The following is a 23,217-nucleotide window of genomic DNA, read 5'->3' as shown; positions in this document are numbered from 1 at the left end:
CCGGCGAGCGGGTCGCGAGCGGGCGCACCCGGCTCGGTTCCGGGCGCGAGAGGCTCCGTTCGCGACCGCTCGCTCGGCGGCCGCGACGCCCCACGATCGGTGCGCGTCATTCCATGCCCATCTCGCGCACCGCATCCGCCACCAGGGCCGCGGCCTCGACGGAGCCGACGCCCGCCTCGGCCATCGGGAACGGCACGACCACGAAGCGCTCCGCCTGCACGGCGCTCAGCTGCGCGGTCGCAGCGTTCGCCCGCAGCCGCTCGATCTTCGACTCGGCCGTGTGCCAGGGGGCGTCGACGAGCACGATCACGTCGGGATCGCTCGCGGCGAGCGCCTCCCACGACAGGGTCGTCCAGGTCTCGTCGATCTCCGCCTCCACGTTCGTGAGCCCGGCCGCGTCGAGCACCAGCTGCGGGGCGCCCGAGCCCGCGCCGACATAGGGCGCGTCCTCGCCGGAGGAGTACCAGAGGGCGGTGAGTGCGCCATCCGCGCCTTCGGCGACCGGCTCGACCTCCGCGAGCGCCGCTCGCTGCGACTCGGCGAGCGAGGTCCCGGCCTCGGGTACGCCCAGCACGGCACCGGCGTCGGCGAACTCGCCGAACAGCGCATCCCACGTGAGCGGCGGCACCTCGGTCGACCAGCAGGCGGCGGGGGAGACCCACGTGGTCACGCCCAGCTGCTGCAGCTGCTCGCGGTCGCCGACCGCCTCGGGGGCGAAGGCCGACTCCCAGCCCGCCACCACCGCATCCGGGTCGAGCCCGAGCACGGCCTCGCGCGAGGGCATGCCCTCGATGGTGGGCGCGTCGAGCTCGCTGCCGTCCGCGCTCAGCACCGGCCCGTCGAGGAACGCGGTCGTCACGATGTGCTCACCGAGGCCCAGCGCCACCACGAGCTCTGCCGCGGTCGACTTGATCGCCACGATGCGCTCGGCCGGATGCGTCATCGGCGTGACGTCGATGCCGCAGTCGTCGATGGCGCTCGCCTCCGCACCGCTCGTGCCGCTCGCACCCGGATCGGCACTGCCGGTCGGCGTCGGCTGGCCCGCGCAGGCCGTCAGCGCCAGCGTGCTCAGGGCGAGCAGCGCGACCGTCGGGGCGAGGCGACCGCGGCGGCGGCGGGTGCGGCTGGGTGCGTGCATCGGCGGGATCCTCCTGGGCAGGCTGACGCGAACGTGAACTTCGGGTTCGCGCGCGGAGGTGATGCCCGGCGCGACTGCAGTCTAGCGGGCTCGCGCGGCACCGCTGCGGGACGCACGACCGATCGCTCGACCGCTTCGGGCATCCGATCGACGAGGCCGAGCGCCGCTTCGAGCGCACCGAGGATTCGGTCGGGGCGGTCGGCCGCATGTCGGCGTGCCAGATGCTTGACCACTCTCACCCGGCAGGACAGACTCAGGAGACCGATCCGCAACGAGGCGGAGAAAGTCGAGGAACCCCCATGACCACAGTTCGTGCAGCGATCACCCAGACGACGTGGACGGGCGACAAAGCGTCGATGCTCGATCGCCACGAGGCCTTCATGCGGGAAGCCGCCGAGCAGGGCGCGCAGATCATCTGCTTCCAGGAGCTCTTCTACGGCCCCTACTTCGGCATCACGCAGGACAAGAAGTACTACGACTACGCCGAGCCGGCCGACGGCCCCATCGTGCAGCGCTTCGCGGCGCTCGCGAAGGAGCTGCAGATGGTCACGATCCTCCCCATCTACGAGGAGGAGCAGACCGGCGTCTACTACAACACCGCGGTCGTCGTCGATGCCGACGGCACCATCCTCGGCAAGTACCGCAAGCACCACCTCCCGCACCTCGACCGCTTCTGGGAGAAGTTCTACTTCCGCCCCGGCAACCTCGGCTACCCGATGTTCGAGACCGCCGTCGGCAAGGTCGGCGTGCACATCTGCTACGACCGGCACTTCCCCGAGGGCTGGCGCGAGCTCGGCCTCTCGGGCGCCCAGATCGTCTTCAACCCCAACGCCACCAAGCCCGGCCTGTCGAACCGGCTGTGGGAGGTCGAGGGCCCCGCGGCGGCGGTCGCGAACGGCTACTTCGTGCTGCAGCCCAACCGCGTCGCCCGCGAGGACAACGAGTACGGCGAGCTCGCCGTCGACTTCTACGGCACCAGCCAGGTGATCGACCCGCGCGGCAACTGGGTGGGCGAGCGCGGCTCGGAGACCAGCGAAGAGCTGCTGATCCGCGACCTCGACATGGATCTGGTCAAGGAGATGCGCGACGACTGGCAGTTCTACCGGGATCGCCGGCCCGACTCCTACACCCAGATCGCGAAGCCGTAAGGGGGCGCACGATGGCAACCACCCTCATCACCGGAGGCACCGTCGTCTCCGCCACCGGCCGCTCGCTCGCCGACGTGCTCGTCGACGGCGAGACCATCCGCGCCGTGCTCGAGCCGGGCAGCCGGCTGCTCGGCACCGACCTGAAGCAGAGCGTCGACACGGTGGTGGATGCGACGGGCAAGTACGTCATCCCCGGCGGCATCGACGCCCACACCCACATGCAGATGCCCTTCGGCGGCACGGAGGCGAGCGACACCTTCGAGACCGGCACGCGGGCGGCGGCGTGGGGCGGCACCACCACGATCATCGACTTCGCCATCCAGAAGTACGGCGAGCGGGTCGAGGACGGCCTGGCCGCCTGGCACGAGAAGGCCGCCGGCAACTGCGCGGTCGACTACGGCTTCCACCAGATCATCGGCGACGTCAACGACGAGTCGCTGAAGGCCATGCGCGGCCTGCTCGACGAGGGCGTCTCGAGCTTCAAGCTCTTCATGGCCTACCCAGGGGTGTTCTACTCCGACGACGCGCAGGTGCTGAAGGCCATGCAGGTCTCGGCCGACACCGGCCTGATGACGATGATGCACGCCGAGAACGGCCCGGCGATCGACGTGCTCGCGCAGCAGCTGCTCGCGCAGGGCAAGACCGACCCCTACTTCCACGGCATCGCGCGCGCCTGGCAGATGGAGGAGGAGGCGACGCACCGCTCGATCATGCTCGCCAACCTCACCGGCGCCCCGCTCTACGTCGTGCACGTGAGCGCGAAGCAGGCGGTGGCGCAGATCGCCACGGCCCGCGACGGCGGTCAGAACGTCTTCGGCGAGACCTGCCCGCAGTACCTCTACCTCTCGCTCGAGGACCAGCTGGGCGCGAAGGGCGATCAGTGGGGCGAGTTCGAGGGGGCGAAGTGGGTGTGCTCGACGCCGCTGCGCTCGAAGCACGAGCACCACAGCGACGAGCTGTGGACGGCGCTGCGCACCAACGACATCCAGATGGTCTCCACCGACCACTGCCCCTTCTGCATGAAGGATCAGAAGGAGCTGGGCCTGGGCGACTTCTCGAAGATCCCCAACGGCATCGGCTCGGTCGAGCACCGCATGGACCTGCTCTTCCAGGGGGTCGTCGACGGGCACCTGACGCCCGAGCGCTGGGTCGAGATCACCGCCACCACGCCCGCGCGCATGTTCGGCCTGTACGGCAAGAAGGGCGTCATCCAGCCCGGCGCCGACGCCGACATCGTCGTCTACGACCCGAAGGGCCACACCTCGATCGGCCTCGAGAAGACCCACCACATGAACATGGACTACTCCGCGTGGGAGGGCTACGAGATCGACGGCCACGTCGACACCGTGATGAGCCGCGGCCGGGTGATCGTCGATGCGGATGCGTACCTGGGCACGGCGGGCGACGGCGCGTACGTGAAGCGCGGCCTGAGCCAGTACCTGCTGTGACGCGCCGCTCAGGGCTCGCAGCAGCCACAGGGCCTGCAGCAGGCGCAGTGCCCCCGACCCCTCGACCGATCGGAGCATGATGGACTTCGGTGCCGTCTTCCAGACCAACCCGCCCGCGAGCCGCGCGGTGCAGCTTGCGCAGCTGGCCGAGGTGCACGGGTTCGACAACGTGTGGACCTTCGACAGCCACGTGCTGTGGCAGGAGCCCTACGTCATCCACTCGGCCATCCTCGCCGCCACCCGGCGGGTGACGGTCGGCCCGTTCGTGACCAACCCGGCGACGCGCGACTGGTCGGTCACCGCATCCGTCTTCGCCACCCTGAACGAGATGTACGGCAACCGCACGATCTGCGGCATCGGCCGGGGCGACTCGGCGGTGCGCGTGGGCGGCGGCAAGCCCACCACGCTGAAGGACCTGCGGCAGGCCGTGCACGTCATCCGCGAGCTGGGCTCGAGCCGCGAGGTGGAGGTGGCCACCGCGGACGGCGAGCCGCTGACCCTGCGGCTGCCCTGGTCGCACGGCTCCGAGCTGCCGGTGTGGGTGGCCGCCTACGGCCCGATGGCGCTCAAGCTCACCGGCGAGGTCGCCGACGGCTACATCCTGCAGCTGGCCGACCCGGAGATCACCGCGTGGATGATCGACCACGTGCGCAGCGCCGCCGACAACGCCGGCCGCGACCCGATGTCGATCAAGATCTGCGTCGCCGGCCCCGCCTACGTCGGCGACGACATCGCCCACCAGCGCGAGCAGTCGCGCTGGTTCGGCGGCATGGTCGGCAACCACGTGGCCGACATCGTCGCCCGCTACGGCAAGGCCGCCGGCACCGACGGCGAGGCGGGCGTGATCCCGAAAGACCTGGCCGACTACATCGAGCAGCGCTCCGGCTACGACTACAACTCGCACGGCAAGGCCGACAACGACCACGTCGACTTCGTGCCGGATGCCATCGTCGACCGCTTCTGCGTGCTCGGCACCGCAGACGACCACATCGAGAAGCTCACGCGCCTGAAGGACCTCGGCGTCGACCAGTTCGCCGCCTACGTCATGCACGACGACAAGGAGGAGACGCTGCGCCAGTACGGGGAGCGCATCATCCCGGCACTGCGCGAGCACAGCGCGGCCAGGTCGTGACCCCTTGCGGCTGAGCAGCAGGCAGACCCGGGCGATCGGCTTCGGCGCGCTGGGCGTGCTCTCGCTGGCCGTGGTCTGGGAGGGCTACAAGCTGCTCGGGCCGCCGGAGGGCATCTCGATCGGCGAGACCGTGCTGCTGCCGCGCACCACCGAGCTGGCGATGCCGCACGTGTGGGACTCGGTGGCGCGCGCCTTCCAGCCGGCCTCCAGCGCCAGCGGCGAGCTCGTGATCGTCGCGGTCGCGAAGGCGGCCGCCTCGACGCTCGGCATCGCCGGCCTGGGCATGCTGCTGGGCGCCGTGGTGGGCGTGCTGCTGGCGCTGCTGATGCAGCGCTTCCTGCTCGCCGACCGCGCCATGCTGCCCTGGCTCATCCTCAGCCAGACCGTGCCGCTGATCGCGCTGGCACCGCTCGTGGTCGCCTGGGGCGGCAAGCTGCAGCTCGGCCCGTTCGAGTGGGAGCGGTGGATGAGCGTGGCGGTCATCGCCTCCTACCTGGCGTTCTTCCCGGTCGCGATCGGCACGCTGCGGGGGCTGCGCAGCCCCGAGCAGGCGCACCTCGACCTCTTCCGGGCGCAGGGCGCCGGCTGGTGGAAGACGCTGCGCTACCTGCGGCTGCCCGCCGCAGTGCCGCACCTGCTGGCCGCGCTGCGGCTGGGCACGGCGACCGCCATCATCGGCACCGTGGTGGCCGAGGTCTCCACCGGCGCGCGCGGCGGCATCGGCAGGCTGATCGTCGAATACGCCCAGTCGGGCTCCTCCGATCCGGCGAAGGCGTGGGCGCCGATCGCCGGCGCCGTCGTGCTCGGCCTCGTCGCGGCGGGAGCCGTCGCACTCGCGGGGCTGATGCTCCACAACTACCGAAGAGCGGAGGCGCGATGAGCGCGGTCGAGGTCGCAGGCGTCACGAAGGTGTTCGAGACCCGCACAGACACGGTGCGGGCGCTCGACGAGGTGAGCCTCACTGTCGCCGACGGCGAGTTCGTCGCGCTGATCGGCCCCTCCGGCTGCGGCAAGTCGACGCTCATGCGGCTGATCGCCGACCTCGACGAGCCGAGCGAGGGCGAGGTGCGGGTCTTCGGCATGCCCGCCCGCACGGCGCGCCTCGAGCGCGCCTACGGCATCGCCTTCCAGCAGGCGGGGCTGCTGCCGTGGCGCACCGTGCGTGCCAACGTCGAGCTCCCGCTCGAGCTGCACGGCGCATCCGCCGCCGCACGCAGGGCGCGGGCCGACGAGCTGGTCGAGCTGGTGGGGCTGGGCGACTTCGCCGACCACCACCCCGATCAGCTCTCCGGCGGCATGCAGCAGCGCGTCGCGATCGCCCGCTCGCTCGCCGAGCACCCGCGGCTGCTGCTGATGGACGAGCCCTTCGGCGCCCTCGACGAGATGACCCGCGAGCGGCTGCAGGGCGAGCTGCTGCGCATCCGCACCGAGACCGGCGCGGCGGTCGTCTTCGTCACCCACTCGATCCCGGAGGCGGTCTTCCTCGCCGACCGGGTGGTGGTGATGAGCCCGCGGCCCGGCCGCATCACCGAGATCGTCGACATCGACCGGCCGGACGCGACGGCCGATGCCGAGTCGATGCGGGAGTCGGATGCGTTCTTCCGCTCGGTCACGGCGGTGCGGGAGGCGCTCCACGGCGGTGGCGCCGCTGCCGAGTCCGCCGCCACGCACGGGGCCTCGACGCGAGGGGTCGAGACGCGATGACCGACACGGCGACCCGGCAGCTCGCGCTGGGCCAGGCAGGCGGGCGCAAGGCAGCCCGCCGGCACTGGAGCGAGCACGGCTGGGTGCGCTTCACCGCTCCGGCGGTGCTCGGCGCCGCCGCGCTGGGGCTGTGGGAGGCGGCGGTGCACCTGCTCGACATCCAGCCCTACCTGCTGCCGGCGCCGAGCGCCATCCTCGACCAGCTGGTCACGGCCATCGGCGGCATCGCGCAGGCGACGCTCGCGACCGGCACCAATGCCCTCATCGGGCTGCTGCTGGGTGCGGTGGTCGCCGTCGTCACCGCGGCGCTCGCCTCCCGGTTGCGCTGGATCGACCAGCTCGTGGCGCCGCTGGTGGCGGCGATCGCGGTCGTGCCGATCGTGGCGCTCGCGCCGGTGCTGCAGACCATGTACGGCGCCACCAGCGAGATGCCGCGCATCCTGGTGGTCGCGATCGCCTCCTTCGTGCCGGTGTTCATCACCACGCTCCGCGGCCTGCGGCAGGTGCGCCCCGTGCACCTCGACCTGATGCGCGCCTACGGCGCGAGCGGCTGGCAGGCGACGCGCATCGTGACGCTGCCGGGCGCGGTGCCCTACGTCTTCGGCGGCCTCACCATCGCCTCGTCGATCGCCGTCATCTCTGCGGTCGTGGCGGAGTACTTCGGCGGCCTGCAGAACGGCCTCGGCAGCCGCATCGCCAGCGCTGCCGCGCAGTCCGGCTACCCGCGCGCCTGGGCCTACGTCGTGGCATCGATCGTGCTCGGCCTGGTCTTCTACGGCGTCACCCTGCTCGCCGAGCGGCTCGCCAGCCGCTGGGCGCACATCCCCATCACCTGAAGTCACACCACCAGAACACCACCAGAATCGAGAGCACCATGCAACGCAATGAAGCACTGCCCGGTCGATCGAAGCGCCGCCGCACCCTCCTCGCGGCGGTCGCGGCAGCCGCATCCGTCATCCTCGCCGCCTGCTCGCCAGGGGCCGCACCCAGCGAATCGGAGCCCGGCGCCGAGGGCAACGACGAGCTGACCCCCATCACGCTGCAGCTGCAGTGGTTCGCGCAGGGCCAGTTCGCCGGCTACTACGCGGCCCTCGACCAGGGCTTCTACGAGGACGCCGGGCTCGACGTGACCATCGCCGAGGGCGGTGCCGACATCGTGCCGCAGACGGCAGTCGCCAGCGGCTCTGCCGACTTCGCGCTCGCGTGGGTGCCCAAGGCGCTCGCCAGCCGCGAGCAGGGCGCCATGATCACGAACGTCGCGCAGATCTTCCAGCGCTCGGGCACCCTGCAGGTGTCGTTCGCCGACGCCGGCATCGAGTCGGTCGCCGACCTCGAGGGCAAGAACGTCGGCTCGTGGGGCTTCGGCAACGAGTTCGAGCTGTTCGCCGCGCTCACCGAGGCGGGGCTCGACCCGATGAGCGACGTGACGCTCGTGCAGCAGGCCTTCGACATGTCTGGCCTGCTCGCCGGTGACATCGACGCCGCGCAGGCGATGACCTACAACGAGTACGCGCAGCTGCTCGAGAGCGTCAACCCCGACACGGGCGAGCTCTACACCGCCGAGGACTTCTCGGTGCTCGACTGGAACGACGTCGGCACCGCGATGCTGCAGGACGCCATCTGGACCTCCAGCGACCGGCTCGAGGACCCCGAGTTCCAGGCCACCACGGTCGCCTTCATCAAGGCGTCGATCCAGGGCTGGATGTACGCGCGCGACAACCCCGAGGAGACGGCGCAGATCGTCGTCGACGCGGGCAGCCAGCTGGGCGCCTCGCACCAGCTGTGGATGGTGAACGAGACCAACCGGCTCGTGTGGCCCGCCGAGGGCGGCGTCGGCCTGATCGATGAGGCCGCCTGGGACCAGACGGTCGAGATCGCGATGAACACCGCCAACCAGGACGGCGCGACGGTGCTGACCGCCGAGCCCGACGAGGGCGCGTGGACGAACGAGTACGTGCAGCAGGCGCTCGACGAGCTCGAGGCCGAGGGCGTCGACGTGTTCGGCGCCGACTACGCACCGATCGAGGTCGAGCTGGAGGAGGGCGGCCAGTAGAGTCCGAACCAGCCCCCCTGTCAGATACCACGCGAGGAGCGAGCCATGACCACACCAGACCCTGCTGCAGGCGACCGCGCACGCGAGCTCGACGAGCTCGTGCTGCACTCCTGGTCGAAGCACGGCCAGGTCAATCCGTTCACGATCGCGCGCGCCGAGGGCGTGCGGATGTGGGACTACGAGGGCCGAGAGTACCTGGACTTCTCGAGCCAGCTCGTCAACACGAACATTGGGCACTCCCACCCGAAGGTCGTGGCGGCGATCCAGCAGCAGGCGGCAGAGCTCGCCACGGTCGCGCCGCCCACCACGAACCTCGCTCGTGGTGAGGCGGCCGAGCGCATCCTGTCGAAGATCGACGACATGGCTGCCGTCTTCTTCACCAACGGCGGGGCGGATGCGGTCGAGAACGCGATCCGGATGGCCCGCATCCACACGGGCCGGGCCAAGGTGCTCTCGCACTACCGCTCGTACCACGGCAACACCGGCTCGGCGATCAACGCGACCGGCGACCAGCGCCGGGTGGGCAACGAGTACGCGACCGGCCACGTGCACTGCTTCGGGCCGTTCCTCTACCGCTCGGAGTTCTGGGCGGAGACCGAGGAGCAGGAGGGCGAGCGCGCGCTGCAGCACGCCCGCCGGGTGCTCGAGGCGGAGGGGCCCTCGACCTTCGCGGCCATCATCGTCGAGGCGGTGCCGGGCACGGCGGGCATCCTGCTGCCGCCGCCCGGCTACCTGCAGGGGCTGCGCGATCTCGCCGACGAGCACGGCATCGTGCTGATCTTCGACGAGGTGATGGCGGGCTTCGGCCGCACCGGCTACTGGTTCGCGCACCAGCACGACGGCGTGAAGCCCGACCTGGTCACCTTCGCGAAGGGCGTCAACTCGGGCTACGTGCCGGTCGGCGGCGTCGTCATCAGCGAGAAGATCCTGGCGACCTTCCGCGAGCGGGCGATCCCGGGCGGGCTGACCTACTCGGGCAACCCGCTCGCGGCCGCCTCGATCGTCGCGTCGATCGACGCGATGACGGAGGAGGGCATCGTCGAGCACGCGAAGCACCTGGGGGAGGACGTCTTCGGCCCGGCGCTGCGCGAGATGGCCGAGCGGCACCCGATCATCGGCGAGGTGCGGGGCCGCGGCGTCTTCTGGGCCCTTGACCTCGTGCAGGACCGCGAGAGCCGGAAGCCCGTGGACGCATCCGTCATCGCATCGATCAAGGCGGCGCTGCTCGAGCGCGGCTATGTGCCGTTCGGGGCCGACAACCGCATCCACGTCGTGCCGCCGCTGGTGATCAGCGACGAGGACGCGCGCGCGGGCCTGGCGATCCTCGACGAGGTGCTCGCCGCCCACGCCTGAGCGAGCTGAACGTGTGAGGTGGCGGTTCGCCGCATGGTGTGCGCCGAACGACCACCTCACACGTTGAGATCCGGCCGCGGCGGGCCTGCCAGACTGGCACGCATGAGCATTCACCTGCTGGGCGGCGGCTGGGCCGACGACGAATCGCGCTGGACGGGCCGCTTCATCGACGAGGCGCGGCAGCGCGCCGGCGGCCCGCCGACGATCGCGGTCGTGCTGTGGGCGGCCGACGAGGCCGAGGGCGCGACGTGGCACGCCGACTACCGCGACGACATGACGAAGCTCGGCGCGGGCGAGGTGCGCATCGTGCAGCTGACCGCCGAGCGCACGCTGCTGCCGACCGATCTGGGCGGCGCCGACGGCATCTTCATCGGCGGCGGCCTCACCCCCGGCTACCACGCGGCCGTCATGCCGGCGGCCGACACGATCCGCGGGCTGGTCTCCACCGGCGTGCCCTACGCGGGCTTCTCGGCCGGCTCGATGATCGCCGGCGACGTCGCGCTGCTGGGCGGCTGGCGCATCGGCGGCGTGCCCGTCACGGCCGAGTCGAACGCCGAGGGGCTCGACGACGTCACCCTCGATGCGGGCCTGGGCCTGATCGACCTGGTGGTCGACGTGCACTGCGCGCAGTACGGCACGCTCTCTCGCGCGGTCGCGATCGTGCACGCCGGCCTCGCCGAGCGGGTGGTCGCGATCGACGAGAACACCTCGCTCATCATCGGCCCCGGCGGCCTGGAGGTCGCCGGCGACGGCAGCGTCTGGACGGCCGACCGCGACGGCGAACGGGTCAGCATCGGGGTGCTCGCGGCATGAGCGGGCGGCCCCTCGCCGAGCTCGTCGATGCAGGGTGGGCGGATGCGCTGGCGCCCGTCGAGCACGTCGTGCACGGCCTGGGCGAGCGGCTGCGCGCCGAGACGGCCGCTGGGCGGCCCTCGCTGCCGCCGGGCGACGCGGTGCTGCGCGCCTTCCGGCGGCCGATGGCGGATGCGCGGGTGCTGGTCGTCGGCCAGGACCCGTACCCGACACCCGGGCACTCGATCGGGCTCGCGTTCGCGGTCGAGCGCCACGTGCGGCCGCTGCCGCGCTCGCTCGGCAACATCTACCGCGAGCTGCACGACGATCTCGGCATCGAGCCGGCCGCCCACGGCGATCTCTCGAGCTGGGCCGATCAGGGGGTGCTGCTGCTCAACCGGGTGCTGACCGTCGAGGCCGGCGTCACGGGCTCGCACCGGCGCTGGGGTTGGGAGCAGGTGACGGAGACGGCGATCCGGGCGCTGGTCGCACGTCGCGACGCCGCGGGCGCGCCGGCGCCGCTGGTGGCGATCCTCTGGGGCGCGCAGGCGCAGTCGCTCGCGCCGCTGCTCGAGGGCGTGCCGGTGATCGCCTCGCCGCACCCCTCGCCGCTGAGCGCCCACCGCGGCTTCTTCGGCTCGCGCCCCTTCTCGCGCGCGAACGCGGCGCTGGTGGCGCAGGGGGCGGCGCCGATCGACTGGCGCATCCCCGACGCGCGCTGACGTAGGCCGACGCGACCTCGGGCAGGCTCCGGCGGCCTGACGCAAGCCGCGCAGAGGCGTTGCGCAAGCGTGGCTGAGGGAAGCCGCAGGTTTCTGTAACGGCGGTTGCAAACCGGTTCTCCGAGGAGCACGCTGGCGTCAGCCGCGTCGAGGGTCGCCGCGGAGGAGGCAGCGATCATGGCCATCGCGCAGCACCGGGCACCGGTCGACTACACGGTGCCGCTGGCCTGGGCGGCGGTGATCGCCCTCGCCGTCGGCATCGTCGCCGGCTTCGCCATGGGTCTCGCCTCCGCGCCGGGCGGCGAGGGGCTGCAGCGCGGCGTCATCCTCGGCCTCGCGCTCGGCGTGCCCGCCGCGGTCGCCGTCGTCTTCACGAGGCGCTTCGTCGACCAGGGGGCCCAGCCGTGGCTCGTGACCGCGCTCGGGCTCGCGGTCATGGTGCTCATCGCCGCACTGCTGTTCGCACTCACCCAGTTCGACGTCTCGATGGCGCCGGTGGGCGCGGCGCTCGGCGTCGCGACCGGCGCCCTCTCGCTCGGGGTCGGCCTCTGGCTCGCCCAGCGCAGCGACCGCTCGATCGAGGCCACCCACCGACGCCACTGAGCACTGCATGCCCGGCGGATGCTCGGCATCCGTCACCGTGTCGGTCCGAGGTGGCACCATGGTGGGGTGACCGAGTTCGAGCAGTGGCGCGCGAAGCGCGAGCGCACCGACGCGCAGGCGGCCGCTGCCGCGAGCGATGTCAGCGCCACCGTGACCGACCTCGGGCCGGGATTCTGGATGGTGTCGGTCGCCGGCGCCACTCGCGGCTTCATCGTGCAGATCGAGGTGCGGGGCGAGACGCGCTACGACGCGCGGCTGCGCCACATGAACCCCGGCCAGGGCACCCGCATCGGCGAGTACTGGGAGCTCGAGAAGGCCGTCACGGCGATCCTCGCCGAGCCGCCGCGCTTCGTCGGGCGCGACCCGTTCCGCGAGCTGACGAACTACGCCACGCGCGACGAGATGCGCGAGCGCACCGAGCGCAAGCGGCTGCAGCGCCGGGCGGGCCGCTTCCTGGGCTAGGAGCGGCTCCCGATCTCGTCGAGCCGTGCGAGATCGTGCACGTCGGCCGCGCGCGGCTCGTAGCCGCTGTGCAGCTCGCGCTGCAGCTCGGCATCGATGCACCGCACGGGTCGATCGCCGATGAGACCGGTCGTCAGGCGCTCGATCGGGTAGCACAGCTCGCCGTCGAGCACCCGCTGCACGAGCGCGTCCGACCGCTCGATCACCGGATGCAGGTCGACCCGCAGGCGAGCGCCGGCCACCTCGACGCGCACCGGGAGCCAGTCCGTCTCGACTTCGCAGCCGAGCTCGGCAAGGGCGGCGAGCGCGGCCTCGAGGCGAGCAGCGGGGACCAGCACGTCGAGGTCGCGGTGCTCGCGCGTCTGCCGCCCCACGAGCGCGTCGACCCCCCAGCCGCCCGCGATCCACACCGGCTCGCCGATCGCGTCGAGGGCGAGAGCGACGTCGTCCGGCTGCATCCCGCCACGGTACGCGACGTAGGCTCGAGCCATGACCGCGATCCACGAGCTCGGCGCCCTGGAGCTGTGGAAGCTGCTGCACGCGCGCGAGCTGAGCGCCGTGCAGGTCGCCGAGCACTTCCTCGACCGCATCGCCCGCCTCGACGCTGCGAACGCCTTCGTGCACGTCGACGCCGGCCTCGCCCTCGAGCGCGCCCGCGCCGCCGACGCGGCGGAGGATCGCACGGGCATCATCCACGGGCTGCCCTTCGCCGACAAGGACCTCACGCCCCGCGCCGGCCAGCCCGCGAGCATGGGCAGCCGCGCGCTCGAGGGCGCGATCGCCGAGGTCACGCATCCGCTCGCGCAGGTGCTCGACGCCGGCGGCGGCGTGGTGCTCGGGCGCACCGCAGCGCCCGAGTTCGGCTTCGCCGGCTACACGCGCTCGGCCCTGCACGGCGCGACGACCCTGCCCGGGCGCCCCGACCTGCACGCCGGCGGCTCCTCCGGCGGCGCAGCCGCGGCGGTCGCCCAGGGGCTGCTGCCGTTCGCGCCCGGCTCCGACGGCGGCGGCTCCATCCGCATCCCCGCGGCGACCTGCGGCCTCGTGGGGCTGAAGCCCACGCGCGGCCGCATCCCGGCGCAGAGCGGTGTCGGGCAGGTGGGCGGGCTCACCACGGCGGGCGCGATCGCCCGCTCGGTGATCGACGTGGCGCTGCTCACCGATGCGCTCATCGGGCGGGTCAATGGCCGCACGCCGCATGGGCTGAGCCTGCGCTCGCCCGAGCACGACGACGGCTCGCTGCTCGCGGCGGCGATGCGCGGCCAGGGGCGCTTCCGCATCGCCGTGATGACCGGTGGCACGCCCTGGGACGCGAGCGACGACATCCGCATCGCACCAGAGGCCGAGGATGCGGTCGCCGCCACCGTGCGCGCGCTCGAGGCGCTCGGCCACGAGGTGGGCGAGGTGGCGCTGCCGGATGCGTCGGGCGACCTGGGCGTGCCGGGTGTCGCCGGCTACCCGGCGGCGTTCACCGACCTGTGGCGGGGTGGGGCGGCGACCATCCCGATCCCGCGCGAGCAGCGGCACCTGCTCGAGCCGCTCGCCCGCTGGATCATCGACACGAGCGATGAGCTGACCGCCGGCGGCCTCGCCCGGGCGCAGCTGTGGGCGACCGAGTACGAGCGGCGGGTGATCGCGGCCTTCTCGCCCTGGGATGCCGTGCTCACGCCCACGACGGCGCTCACGCCGCGGCCGCTCGACTGGTACCCGGCGGGCGACGGCGAGGCCGACTTCCGCGCCCAGGTGCTGCACACGCCGCACACCTCGTTCGTGAACCTCACCGGCCTGCCGGCGATCTCGCTGCCGGTGCACCAGATGGCGCCGCCGCCCGAGGGCGAAGGCCTGCCGATGGGCGTGCAGCTCATCGGCCGCCCGGGGGAGGAGGGGACGCTGCTGGCGATCGGTCGCCAGCTCGAGCGCCGCATCCCGTGGACGCAGCGCGTCGTCGACCGCATGCGAGCCTGAGCGGAGGCGTCCGCGCGACGCTCACGCTGTCGGCGGCGCCTTCCGTGGCCGGAGCCGGCCGACCTGTGCGGCGGTGGGGGCGGGCGGGGCGAGTCGGGGTCCGCGGCCTGCCGTGTCGCCGCCGCCGACGCGATTGCTGCGCTCGGTGAGCGCCACCAGGCCCAGATGGCGATCAGCCGTCCAGCACACCAGCCGGCCCCGTTGATCCTTCGTGCGGCCGAGGATCCTTGCCTCACCGAGCTCGGTGAGCGCACGATGCGCCGCCGCAGGCGAGCCGCCGAGCCGAGCGACCACAGACTCCGCAGTCAGCACGGGATCGCTGGCGAGGGTGGCGAGGATGCGCAGCACGAGCGCGTCGCTGCGTGGGGTCGCGGGTGAGAGCCCGCGTTCGCGACGGTCGGCGATCAGCTGCTCGAGGACGGCCGCGTCGAGCGCCGTGATGTCCTCCGAGAGCCGCACGGCATTGCCCGCGGCGAGCTCGGCGGCGTGTGCGAAGCCGAGCACCCAGTCGTCGAGCCGCGGCGGGTTCGCTCGAAAGGCTGTGAGTCCACCCAGATAGGCGTCGACGTCGCCGGCGAACACCGTGCTGATCGGGATGAGGGTGTTGCGCAGCGCATCGGCGCGGCGCAGCACCGTGTGGATGAGCGCCCGACCGGTGCGCCCATTGCCGTCGATGAATGGATGGATCGTCTCGAATTGCGCGTGCGCGATCGCCGCTCGCACGACGGGATTGCCGTCGGTCGCCGTGAGGAAGCCGCTGAGATCGTCGACCAGGCGTCGCACTTCACCGTCGGGCGGTGGCACGAAGTCTGCCCGCAAGGGGCTCCAGCCGGGACCACCCACCCAGTTCTGCTCGGTGCGCAGTCCGGGGGTCAGCGCGGGCTGGATGACGTGCTGCAGCCGTTCGATGTCGCGGGTCGTGATCGGCCGCTCTCGATCGGCGAGCTCGGCGATGGCCTGCTCTGTCGCACGCACGTTGGCGACGACCTCGAGCGCCACCCGGTTCCCCTGATGCAGTGCTTCGGCGATCGCCAGCTTCTTCGGCGCGATGCGGTTGCCCTCGATCCACGAGGACGAGATGCTCTCCGATCGGACGAGCAGGTGGTTCAGGTACCGTCCACGCGAGCCGATCCGCTCATCAGCGCGGGCGAGCACCGCGAGTGCGTCCGCAGCGGCGGACTGCGCCGCCTCGCCGATGGGCGGCAGCCGATTTCCGAGCTCGTCGGGGACATACGCTCGGTAGTGGCCCGCTGCGCGATCCTTGCGGCTCAGTCCGGCTGCATCATCCGGCTTCCAGAGCAGGTCGACATAGTGCGCCATGTCCGTCTCCTCGCCTGATCGTGACCCGAATACATCTACCTTAACCCTGCTAAGTGAGAAATAACGGGAGAGCGATCTCAGTTGCGCACCGTTGCGTCAGGGGGAGGTGGCTTCCCGTGGCGGCAGGTTGCGACCGCGCTTCGGCAGGTAGCCGCCCTTCTCGAGCCCCGCCTCGATCTCGAAGCGGTTCTTCGTCGCGTCCTGGCCGGCCGCGAAGTACATCGGGATGAACCACAGCCCGTAGCGCTCCCACTGCCGACGGTGCACGTCCTCGTGCTCGAGCACCGAGGGCGCATCGGATGCGTGGGTCAGGTAGGTCGCGCCGACCGTCGTGCCGCCGCGCCCGAACGCCCACTTCGGCAGGCCGGTGATCACGTGCAGCTCGCCCTCCGTGCGCTCGTCTCCGCCGAGGATCCGGCCCCAGAGGCGCGCCGCCTGCGTCGCGATGCGGGCGCCGCCGCGGGCGAGCGGGGGAGCGGTGACGAGCTCGAACGCGGGCCCGCCAAGCGTGCGGCCGACGGAGCCGAGGGCAGTGCCGGAGCGGGCGAGGAGGCTGGATCGTGAAACTGCCATGCGGGCGACGATAGCGCGCCGATAGCCTGGACTCATGTGCCCGGAGCCGTACGGCAATCCTGATGGGGCGCCTGCGCAGCCACCCCTGCGGGTCGCCCTGGTCTCGATGCACACCTCGCCCGCGGACCGCCCTGGCAAGGGTGACGCCGGCGGCCTGAACGTGCTCGTGCTCGAGAGCGCGATGGCGCTCGCCGCTCGCGGCAATCGGGTCGACATCTTCACCCGCTCCACCGGCGCGCCGCGCACCGAGGCGCTCGCGCCGGGCGTCGCGCTGCACGCGCTCGAGACCGGCGGCGGCATCGTGCGCAAGCACGAGCTGCCCAACCTCGCCGACGAGTTCGGCGAGCAGCTGCAGCGGTTCGCCTTCGCCGCCGACGAGCCCTTCGACGTCATCCACGCGCACTACTGGCTCTCGGGCCTGGCGGCGCTGCCGGTGGCCCTCTCGCTCGGCATGCCGATCGTGCAGACCTTCCACACGCTGGCCGAGGAGAAGAACCGGCGGATCGGCGACGACGACCGCCCCGAGCCCGAGCGTCGGCTGCTCACCGAGCGCTACCTGGCCAGCGAGGTCGACGCGATCGCCGCCGTCTCGCGCGCCGAGGTCGACGTCCTCTGCGACGGCGTGGGCGCATCCGCCGAACGCGTCTGGCTCGTGCCGCCGGCGGTCGACACGATGCTGTTCCAGCCCGCGCCGCTGGCGGCCCGGCTGGATGTGCGCGCCAGGCTCGGCGTGCGCCCCGAGGACGGCCTGGTGGTGTGCGTCGGCCGCGTGCAGCCGCTGAAGGGGCAGGATCTGGCGGTGCGCATGCTGCAGCATCTGCCCGGTGCGGTGCTCGTGCTCGCGGGCGACGCGACGCCCGGCTCGGAGCGCTATCTGGAGTCGCTGCACGACCTGGCCCGCGACCTCGGCGTCGAGCGTCGCGTGCGCCACATCGGCAGCCTCGACCGCGAAGCGCTCGCACAGCTGCTCGACGCCGCCGACGTGGTGGTGGTGCCCAGCCGCACCGAGTCCTTCGGCCTCGTGCCGCTGGAGGCCGCAGCCTCGGGCACGCCCGTGGTGGCCTCACGCGTCGGCGGGCTGCTGGAGTCGGTGATCGACGGGCAGACGGGCATCCTCATCGACGGGCGCGATCCGCTCGACTGGGCGCAGGCGGTGGGCTCGATCCTCGAGGACGACGACCTGCAGGTCGAGTTCGGGCTGGCCGGCCGGCGCGCGGCGAGCCGCCGCGACTGGCAGGATGTCGCGCTCGAGCTCGAGACGGTCTATCGGGCGGCGGCCCGAGCCCGCGCGTAGCCGCCCACGCGCTGGGCGACCGCAGCCTCCACGTTCTGAGCAGAGGAGATGTTCCGAACAGAGGACGATCCGTCCTCATCTGGCGACAACGATGCGATGCATCCTCTGCTCAGGACGCAGAGGGCGCGGTGGCGACGCCGGTCGGCGGCGCGGGCAGCGGCGCCGCCGTGCACGCGACGAGGGGCCGGGCGGGAGCCCGACCGGCGCCGCCCGGCACGCGAAGAGGGGCCGGGCGCGAGCCCGACCCCTCTTCCGCGCGCGTGTGCGTCAGCGGTCGACGACCTCCGCGTCGACGGCACCCGACGCATCCGTCTGCGACGAGCCGGCGCCCAGCTGCCCCTGCGAGCCCTGCTTGAGCGCGGCCAGCCGAGCCTCGATCTCGGTCTCGCGGCCGACGTCCTCGAGCGCCTCGAACTGCGCGTCGAGCGACGAGGCGGCGAGCTCCTGCTGGCCCATCACCTTCGCCTCCTCGCGGCGGATCTTCTCCTCGAAGCGGCCGATCTCGCTCGTGGGGTCCAGGATGTCGATCGACTTCACGGCGTCGTGCACCTGCGTCTGCGCCTCGGCGACCTTCGAGCGCGCGATGAGCTCGGAGCGCTTCGACTTCAGCTCGTCGAGCTTGCCCTTCATCGTCTGCAGGCCGGTCTTCAGCTTGTCGACGACCTCGTTCTGCGACTGGATCGAGGGCTCGGCCGAGCGGGCCTCCGACTCCGACTGCATCTGCTTGCCGATCGCGACCTTGGCGAGGTTGTCGAACTTCGCCGCGTCGCCCGAGCCCGATGCGCGCAACTCCTCGGCGCGCTGCGAGGCGGCGAGTGCCTTGCGGCCCCAGTCCTCGGCGGCGCGCACGTCCTCCTGGTAGTCCTGCTCCTGCATGCGCAGGTTGCCGATGGTCTGCGCGATGGCAGCCTCGGCGTCGGCGATCGAGTTCGTGTAGTCACGAACCATCTGATCGAGCATCTTCTGCGGGTCCTCTGCCTGGTCGAGGAGCGCGTTGATGTTGGCCTTCGCGAGCTGCGCGATGCGGCCGAGGATGGACTGCTTGGACATGGTGTTCCTTCCTGCGGTTGCCGCCGGAGCGGCCATTGGATCGTGTCGGTTCAGTTGTGGTCGATGGATGTGTCAGGTCACGCTGCTGGGTGGGGTCACGGTGCGCATCGGCGAGGGCCGGCCCCGGTGCGGCTCAGCCGCCGAAGCTGCCGCCTCCGCCGCCGAAGCCGCCGCCGCCGCCCCCGAAGCCGCCGCCGAAGAAGCCGCCCCCGCCGCCGCCGAAGGAGCCGCCGCCGCCGGAGAACAGGTCGCCGAGGCCGCCGCCTCCGCCGCCCGAGCCGCCGGCGAAGGGGTCGGAGTAGGCGCCGCCGTGGCCGCCGCCGGAGCCGCGCATCATGTCGCCGAGGATGTAGCCGAGCAGGCCGCCGGTGAGCATGTCCTGCCCGCGCCCGCCGCCGCGGCGGTAGTAGGGGTTCTGCGACTGGCCGCCCCAGCCGCCGATGTCGCCGGAGGCGTCCTGCATCGCCTGCTCGGCATGCTCCGATGCGGCCTGCGCGTACTGGGTCGCCGACGCGTCGTCGTGCCCCTGCAGGCGCAGCGCCTGCGCGAGCTCCTGCTGCGCGGTGGCGAGCAGCTGGCGGGCGTGCGGGCCGACGCCGATGCGGCGGGTGGCGATGAAGTCCTCGGCGCGGTCGATGTTCGAGCGGGCGGAGGTGATCCAGCGCTCGAGGCCGGCCTTCGAGCGCTGCAGCTGCTCGCCGTGCGCCCGCGCCTGCCCGGTCGCCTCGTCGAGCCGCTGGTTGGCGCGCTGCAGGTTCGCGAGCACGGTGAGCGTGTCAGTGGGCCGCTGCTGGGCGATCGCGACCTGCTCCTCCACGAAGCGGATGAGCGGGGTCAGGTCGGTCGTGGAGGTCGCGCGCTGCGTCTTGGCCGCGGCGATGTCGCCGATCGAGTCCTGCACGAGGTCGGCGAGCTGCCGCGCGGAGTTCGCCAGGTCGCCCTCGGCGCGCTCGACGGCGGCCAGCAGGCCGGAGGACTGCGCCAGCGCGGCCTCGGCCGCATGCACGGCGAGCGCCGCGTCCGAGCCGTTGCCTGCGGCGACGGCCTCGCGGCCGGCGGCGATCGACTGATCGATGTTCGGCAGCTGCCGCTCGGCGCCGGCGATGTTCTCCCGCACCGGGTCGATCGAGGCGCCCGAGTGCACGTCGTCGAGGCGGTCGAGGATCTGCTTGGCGTTCGCGATCCGCCCGTCGAGCGCGGCACGCGACTGCGCGACCGACTCGAGCACCTGCGGCGCGTTCTGCTCGAGGTCGCGCAGCTGCTCGAACGACGCGCCGTGGCTGGCCAGCTCGTTGCCGGCGCCCTCGGCGATCTGCAGGATGCGGCTCGACCAGTCGTGCACCTCCTGGTCGGTGTCGGGGAAGGCGTCGTCGAGCTGCTGCTGCAGGCCGAAGGCCTCCTGCAGTCCGCCCTTCGCCTTGTCGAGCGCCTGGCGGTAGGGGCGCACGGCCTCCTCGCCGAACTGCGCGTTGGCGAAGGCGAGCTCCTGCTCGCTCTGCTGCACGGTGTCGTCGAGCTGCACGAGCGCGATGTCGGCGCGCTGCTTGAGCTCCTCGAGGCTGAGCTGCTGCTGCTTCTGGGCGGCGACCTGGCCCTTGCGCTTCTTGTTGGCCTTCGTCCCGCGGTAGATCAGGTAGCCGCCGCCGCCCACGACGGCCGCGCCGCCGACGAGCGCCACGACCGGCCAGACGGCCGAGCCGTCGACGTTCACCTCGGTGCCGCCGCCCGAGCCGCCCGTGCCCCCGCTCGCGACCGCCTCGTCGATGGCATCCGCCATGGCCATCACGCCGCCGGCGACGTCGCCGTTGTTGAGCGCCGGCACGAGCGCCTGCTGCGCCACCTGGTCGACCTCGCCTGCCGAGAGCGGGTAGGCGTTCGCGACCGCGCGGCCCCATTGTCCGTCCTCCCAGGCGATGGTCACCAGCAGCGCATCCTGCGGCAGGCCGGAGGCCTCGGCGCTCTGCACCGCCCACTCGCCGCGGTCCATGCCGTCGAAGCTGCCGACGACGGCGACGTAGAGGTCGGCCTCCGCCTCGGCGTTGTGCTGGTCGAGGAAGGAGTTCAGGTCGTCCGCGTCGCTCGAGAACTCGCCCGTGGTGTCGACGAACGCGTCGCCGCCCAGGTCGACGGGGTCCTCGGTGACGAGCGCGCCAGCCGAGAGCCCGAGCAGCCCGGCGGCGCCCAGGCCCATGACGATCAAGGGGCGTGCCACCACTGTCGACGGGCGAACGATCCGGACGTGCATCTGTGCTCCCAGCCGCCGGCCTAGGGGTGCCGGCTTGGCGCGAGTCTAACCAGCGCACCTTGCCGCGAACCTTGGAGATGGCGGCACTGCGCGGCGCTCTCAGCGAACGCTGTACCCCGCCGGTCGCGGCGGGCGAACGGGTCACTCGTTGGGCGTGCCCACCACCGCGAACGGCTCGCCGCCGTCGAGCTGCACGATCACGACCGGCACGTCGGCGGATGGCGTCCCGTCGCCGCAAACACCGGCCGGCAGCACCGCCGTGGGCGCGTCGAGCACCGCTGATGCACCGGGCGAGAGCGCGAACGACTCCGCCTCGCCGCCGGCGATCCGCCCGCTCGAGTTCTCGATCTCGAGCGCGATGACCGGCTCGAGCTCGAGCGCGACGGACCGGGTGCCGATGTTCGTCACCTCGACGGGCGCGAAGCCGCTGCCCGGCCCAGCTGCAGGTGCCAGCTCCATCATGGTCAGCGCGAGCCCCACGTCGCCCGCTCGCGAGAGGCCGCACCAGGCCGCACCGGGGTCGAGCGGCAGCGTGCGCGCGTCCGCGGGCCACGACCCGGCAGCGGCTGCGTCGCCGCCGTCCGATGCACCCGTGTCGCCCGATGCACCCGTGTCGCCCTCGCCCGCATCCTCCGCGCCGGCGCCGCTGTCGGCGCCCTCGTCGACGCTCGGACCGGTCGCGGGAGCGTCGACGCCCGACTCCTGCGCCGACTCCGGAGCAGCGCCGGAGTCGGACACGGTGCCCATGCCGGTCTGCTGCAGCGGCGACAGTCCCGGCGCCACGAACGGCGCCACGATCAGCACACCGGCGACGGTCGCCGCCGACGACAGCGCGATGGTCTTCGGCCGCCGCCGCTTCCTGGCGCCGGCGATGATCGCGTCGGTGTCGAGCCGCGCGCCGGCCGTCGGGATGTCGTGCAGCCGCCGCCGCAGCTCGTCGTCGCCGCTCATGCGCCGCCTCCCATGGTGCGCTCATCGCGCTCCGCCTCCTGCGTGAGCATCCCGCGCAGCTTGCCCAGCGCATCCGACAGGTACCGCTTGACCGCGCCCGCCGAGATGCCCAGCTCGGCGGCGATCTGCTCGACGGTGCGGTCCTCGTCGTAGCGCAGCACGATGCAGGCGCGCTCGCGCGGCGAGAGCTTCTGCAGCCGGCGCGCCATGTCGAGCCGCTCGCCCGTGAGCGTCGAGCCCGAGTCGACCAGCTCGCGCTCGGTCACGAGCGGGGCGATCCGCCGCCACCGCTGCCCGCGGCGGGCGCGGTCGAGGAAGCGGTTCGCGATCGCCTTCCGCACGTAGGCCTCCGCCTGCTCGACCGCGAAGCCGTTGCGCAGCCGGCCGAACGTGGCCGTCAGGGCGTCCTGCACCATGTCGCGCGCCTCCTCCTCATCTCCCGAGAGGAGCAGCGCGTAGCGCACCAGTGCTTCGCCGCGCTCGGCGACGAGCTCTGCCACGACCAGCTCCCACCTGGCTGCCACGCGCACTCCCTCTGTCTACTGAGACGAACGACCGCAGTCGAAGGTTGGGGTCAGTCTGCCGTGGCTTGCCGCGAAGCGGCGGCGTCGGCCCCGGCCGCCCGCATGCGCGCCGCGAGTCCGGGGTTGGATGCCTCCACCTGCGCGAGCACGGATGCGCGCGTCGCGTCCGACTTGTTCTGGCTCATCTTGCACTTGGCGTCGAAGGAGCGCACGGTCAGCCGCAGCCCGATCGTGCCCATCGCCATGCCGCGATTGCCGTCGTCGTCGACGTCGAGCCGCACGCCGTCCTCGGGCGCGTAGGCCTGCTCGAAATGGGTGACGAGGCGCTGCAGCGTCTCCAGGTTCGCCTGCGCGTCGAGCACTTCGACGTCGCACGTGAGCGTTGCCTGCTCGAAGTTCCAGGTGGGGATCTGCCCGGCATCGGCGCCGAGGTACCAGCTGGGGGAGATGTAGCCGTGGTCGCCCTGCACGATGACGAGCATCCGGTGCGGCTCACCGCCCTCGCGCGGCTGCAGCAGGCCGTGCAGGCGACCGTCGGCACGGCCGAGGTGCGTCTCGAGGACGATGGGCTCGCTGTCGCCGCCCCGATCGTGCGGTGCGAGCAGCACCGGCGAGGGCGAAGCGACCGGCCCGGATGCCGGGTGCGAGATCAGCTGCATCCACGGATTGCGGGTGATCAGCTCGCGCACGTCGGCGACGCCGATCTTGTAGAGCGGGTTGGGCTGCATGCTCTCAGTGTC

At 72.3% G+C, this 23,217-nt stretch carries 23 protein-coding genes; 14 read left to right on the top strand and 9 right to left on the bottom strand.

Going from position 1 to position 23,217, the window contains the following annotated elements; translation table 11 throughout:
- Positions 1-106 precede the first annotated feature (106 nt).
- Positions 107-1,138: an ABC transporter substrate-binding protein gene (locus tag BM288_RS01320; RefSeq protein ID WP_092915126.1), complete on the bottom strand. Its 1,032-nt coding sequence runs from the start codon at positions 1,136-1,138 to the stop codon at positions 107-109.
- Positions 1,139-1,437: 299 nt separating this feature from the next.
- On the opposite strand from BM288_RS01320, the gene BM288_RS01315 reads away from it, so the two are divergent.
- The 12 genes from BM288_RS01315 (at position 1,438) to BM288_RS01260 (ending at position 12,555) form a co-directional block, all read left to right on the top strand.
- Positions 1,438-2,286: a nitrilase-related carbon-nitrogen hydrolase gene (locus tag BM288_RS01315; RefSeq protein ID WP_092915124.1), complete on the top strand. Its 849-nt coding sequence runs from the start codon at positions 1,438-1,440 to the stop codon at positions 2,284-2,286.
- Positions 2,287-2,297: 11 nt separating this feature from the next.
- The gene (gene hydA, locus BM288_RS01310; RefSeq protein ID WP_092915122.1) at positions 2,298-3,734 is read left to right on the top strand and encodes a dihydropyrimidinase; all 1,437 of its coding nucleotides are present in this window, start codon (positions 2,298-2,300) and stop codon (positions 3,732-3,734) included.
- Positions 3,735-3,813: 79 nt separating this feature from the next.
- Positions 3,814-4,866: a TIGR03842 family LLM class F420-dependent oxidoreductase gene (locus tag BM288_RS01305; RefSeq protein WP_092915120.1), complete on the top strand. Its 1,053-nt coding sequence runs from the start codon at positions 3,814-3,816 to the stop codon at positions 4,864-4,866.
- A 4-nt stretch (positions 4,867-4,870) separates the two neighbouring features.
- Complete coding sequence (locus BM288_RS01300) at positions 4,871-5,746, top strand: ABC transporter permease (RefSeq protein ID WP_092915118.1); 876 nt, start codon at positions 4,871-4,873, stop codon at positions 5,744-5,746.
- Positions 5,743-6,570 carry an ABC transporter ATP-binding protein gene (locus BM288_RS01295; protein WP_092915116.1) on the top strand — a complete coding sequence of 276 codons (828 nt, stop codon included), beginning with the start codon at positions 5,743-5,745 and terminating at the stop codon, positions 6,568-6,570. Before BM288_RS01300 ends, BM288_RS01295 begins: the two co-directional genes overlap by 4 nt.
- A complete protein-coding gene (locus BM288_RS01290; protein WP_092915114.1) occupies positions 6,567-7,406 on the top strand; it encodes an ABC transporter permease in 840 nt (279 codons plus the stop codon). The genes BM288_RS01295 and BM288_RS01290 overlap by 4 nt, the downstream gene beginning before the upstream one ends.
- A 38-nt stretch (positions 7,407-7,444) precedes the next feature.
- The gene (locus BM288_RS01285; RefSeq protein WP_092915112.1) at positions 7,445-8,623 is read left to right on the top strand and encodes an ABC transporter substrate-binding protein; all 1,179 of its coding nucleotides are present in this window, start codon (positions 7,445-7,447) and stop codon (positions 8,621-8,623) included.
- A gap of 45 nt (positions 8,624-8,668) precedes the next feature.
- Entirely contained in the window at positions 8,669-9,976 is a 1,308-nt protein-coding gene (locus BM288_RS01280) for an aspartate aminotransferase family protein (protein ID WP_092915110.1), read from the top strand.
- Positions 9,977-10,078: 102 nt separating this feature from the next.
- Complete coding sequence (locus tag BM288_RS01275) at positions 10,079-10,789, top strand: Type 1 glutamine amidotransferase-like domain-containing protein (protein WP_177220193.1); 711 nt, start codon at positions 10,079-10,081, stop codon at positions 10,787-10,789.
- A complete protein-coding gene (locus BM288_RS01270) occupies positions 10,786-11,490 on the top strand; it encodes a uracil-DNA glycosylase (protein WP_092915106.1) in 705 nt (234 codons plus the stop codon). Before BM288_RS01275 ends, BM288_RS01270 begins: the two co-directional genes overlap by 4 nt.
- Before the next feature lie 177 nt (positions 11,491-11,667).
- Positions 11,668-12,093, top strand: coding sequence for a hypothetical protein (locus BM288_RS01265; RefSeq protein WP_092915104.1), 426 nt, complete (start codon positions 11,668-11,670; stop codon positions 12,091-12,093).
- Positions 12,094-12,159: 66 nt separating this feature from the next.
- Positions 12,160-12,555 (top strand): hypothetical protein, encoded by a 396-nt coding sequence (locus BM288_RS01260; RefSeq protein ID WP_092915102.1) that lies wholly within the window; start codon positions 12,160-12,162, stop codon positions 12,553-12,555.
- Here BM288_RS01260 and BM288_RS01255 read toward each other — a convergent pair.
- Positions 12,552-13,013 carry a nucleotidyltransferase domain-containing protein gene (locus BM288_RS01255; RefSeq protein ID WP_177220192.1) on the bottom strand — a complete coding sequence of 154 codons (462 nt, stop codon included), beginning with the start codon at positions 13,011-13,013 and terminating at the stop codon, positions 12,552-12,554. The two genes, BM288_RS01260 and BM288_RS01255, sit on opposite strands and share 4 nt — an antisense overlap.
- Positions 13,014-13,044: 31 nt before the next feature.
- Here BM288_RS01255 and BM288_RS01250 point away from each other — a divergent pair, with 31 nt between their 5' ends.
- Entirely contained in the window at positions 13,045-14,520 is a 1,476-nt protein-coding gene (locus BM288_RS01250) for an amidase (RefSeq protein ID WP_092915100.1), read from the top strand.
- 21 nt (positions 14,521-14,541) lie between these two features.
- Here the strand turns inward: BM288_RS01250 and BM288_RS01245 are convergent, their stop codons facing one another.
- Together BM288_RS01245 and BM288_RS01240 are read right to left on the bottom strand one after the other, a co-directional pair.
- Positions 14,542-15,840, bottom strand: coding sequence for a Fic family protein (locus tag BM288_RS01245; RefSeq protein WP_092915098.1), 1,299 nt, complete (start codon positions 15,838-15,840; stop codon positions 14,542-14,544).
- 96 nt (positions 15,841-15,936) lie between these two features.
- A complete protein-coding gene (locus BM288_RS01240; RefSeq protein ID WP_318255262.1) occupies positions 15,937-16,413 on the bottom strand; it encodes a hypothetical protein in 477 nt (158 codons plus the stop codon).
- A gap of 34 nt (positions 16,414-16,447) precedes the next feature.
- On the opposite strand from BM288_RS01240, the gene BM288_RS01235 reads away from it, so the two are divergent.
- Positions 16,448-17,707 (top strand): glycosyltransferase, encoded by a 1,260-nt coding sequence (locus BM288_RS01235; RefSeq protein ID WP_092915096.1) that lies wholly within the window; start codon positions 16,448-16,450, stop codon positions 17,705-17,707.
- A gap of 267 nt (positions 17,708-17,974) precedes the next feature.
- Here the strand turns inward: BM288_RS01235 and BM288_RS01230 are convergent, their stop codons facing one another.
- The 5 genes from BM288_RS01230 to BM288_RS01210 form a co-directional block, all read right to left on the bottom strand.
- Positions 17,975-18,757, bottom strand: a complete 783-nt coding sequence (locus BM288_RS01230) for a PspA/IM30 family protein (protein WP_092915094.1) — start codon at positions 18,755-18,757, stop codon at positions 17,975-17,977.
- Between the two features lie 133 nt (positions 18,758-18,890).
- Complete coding sequence (locus BM288_RS01225) at positions 18,891-20,969, bottom strand: TPM domain-containing protein (RefSeq protein WP_177220190.1); 2,079 nt, start codon at positions 20,967-20,969, stop codon at positions 18,891-18,893.
- 174 nt (positions 20,970-21,143) lie between these two features.
- On the bottom strand, positions 21,144-21,953 hold the full coding sequence (locus tag BM288_RS01220; RefSeq protein WP_092915090.1) for a hypothetical protein: 810 nt from the start codon (positions 21,951-21,953) through the stop codon (positions 21,144-21,146).
- Positions 21,950-22,477, bottom strand: coding sequence for a sigma-70 family RNA polymerase sigma factor (locus BM288_RS01215; protein WP_318255261.1), 528 nt, complete (start codon positions 22,475-22,477; stop codon positions 21,950-21,952). The genes BM288_RS01220 and BM288_RS01215 overlap by 4 nt, the downstream gene beginning before the upstream one ends.
- 50 nt (positions 22,478-22,527) lie before the next feature.
- Positions 22,528-23,205 carry an FMN-binding negative transcriptional regulator gene (locus BM288_RS01210; RefSeq protein ID WP_092915086.1) on the bottom strand — a complete coding sequence of 226 codons (678 nt, stop codon included), beginning with the start codon at positions 23,203-23,205 and terminating at the stop codon, positions 22,528-22,530.
- Between the last annotated feature and the right edge of the window lie 12 nt (positions 23,206-23,217).

The sequence above is a fragment of the Agrococcus baldri genome (assembly GCA_900114805.1).
GTDB classification, from domain to species: Bacteria; Actinomycetota; Actinomycetes; order Actinomycetales; family Microbacteriaceae; genus Agrococcus; species Agrococcus baldri.
The sequence above is the reverse complement of the archived record's forward strand: the minus strand, read 5'-3'. Positions and strand labels throughout refer to the sequence as shown.

Excerpts from the sequence above, each read along its gene's own strand:
- BM288_RS01320 (WP_092915126.1), bottom strand. The coding sequence starts at position 1,138 with ATGCACGCACCCAGCCGCACCCGCCGCCGCCGCGGTCGCCTCGCCCCG.
- BM288_RS01315 (WP_092915124.1), top strand. The coding sequence starts at position 1,438 with ATGACCACAGTTCGTGCAGCGATCACCCAGACGACGTGGACGGGCGAC.
- hydA (WP_092915122.1), top strand. The coding sequence starts at position 2,298 with ATGGCAACCACCCTCATCACCGGAGGCACCGTCGTCTCCGCCACCGGC.
- BM288_RS01305 (WP_092915120.1), top strand. The coding sequence starts at position 3,814 with ATGGACTTCGGTGCCGTCTTCCAGACCAACCCGCCCGCGAGCCGCGCG.
- BM288_RS01295 (WP_092915116.1), top strand. The coding sequence starts at position 5,743 with ATGAGCGCGGTCGAGGTCGCAGGCGTCACGAAGGTGTTCGAGACCCGC.
- BM288_RS01290 (WP_092915114.1), top strand. The coding sequence starts at position 6,567 with ATGACCGACACGGCGACCCGGCAGCTCGCGCTGGGCCAGGCAGGCGGG.
- BM288_RS01285 (WP_092915112.1), top strand. The coding sequence starts at position 7,445 with ATGCAACGCAATGAAGCACTGCCCGGTCGATCGAAGCGCCGCCGCACC.
- BM288_RS01280 (WP_092915110.1), top strand. The coding sequence starts at position 8,669 with ATGACCACACCAGACCCTGCTGCAGGCGACCGCGCACGCGAGCTCGAC.
- BM288_RS01275 (WP_177220193.1), top strand. The coding sequence starts at position 10,079 with ATGAGCATTCACCTGCTGGGCGGCGGCTGGGCCGACGACGAATCGCGC.
- BM288_RS01270 (WP_092915106.1), top strand. The coding sequence starts at position 10,786 with ATGAGCGGGCGGCCCCTCGCCGAGCTCGTCGATGCAGGGTGGGCGGAT.
- BM288_RS01265 (WP_092915104.1), top strand. The coding sequence starts at position 11,668 with ATGGCCATCGCGCAGCACCGGGCACCGGTCGACTACACGGTGCCGCTG.
- BM288_RS01255 (WP_177220192.1), bottom strand. The coding sequence starts at position 13,013 with ATGCAGCCGGACGACGTCGCTCTCGCCCTCGACGCGATCGGCGAGCCG.
- BM288_RS01250 (WP_092915100.1), top strand. The coding sequence starts at position 13,045 with ATGACCGCGATCCACGAGCTCGGCGCCCTGGAGCTGTGGAAGCTGCTG.
- BM288_RS01245 (WP_092915098.1), bottom strand. The coding sequence starts at position 15,840 with ATGGCGCACTATGTCGACCTGCTCTGGAAGCCGGATGATGCAGCCGGA.
- BM288_RS01240 (WP_318255262.1), bottom strand. The coding sequence starts at position 16,413 with ATGGCAGTTTCACGATCCAGCCTCCTCGCCCGCTCCGGCACTGCCCTC.
- BM288_RS01235 (WP_092915096.1), top strand. The coding sequence starts at position 16,448 with ATGTGCCCGGAGCCGTACGGCAATCCTGATGGGGCGCCTGCGCAGCCA.
- BM288_RS01230 (WP_092915094.1), bottom strand. The coding sequence starts at position 18,757 with ATGTCCAAGCAGTCCATCCTCGGCCGCATCGCGCAGCTCGCGAAGGCC.
- BM288_RS01220 (WP_092915090.1), bottom strand. The coding sequence starts at position 21,953 with ATGAGCGGCGACGACGAGCTGCGGCGGCGGCTGCACGACATCCCGACG.
- BM288_RS01210 (WP_092915086.1), bottom strand. The coding sequence starts at position 23,205 with ATGCAGCCCAACCCGCTCTACAAGATCGGCGTCGCCGACGTGCGCGAG.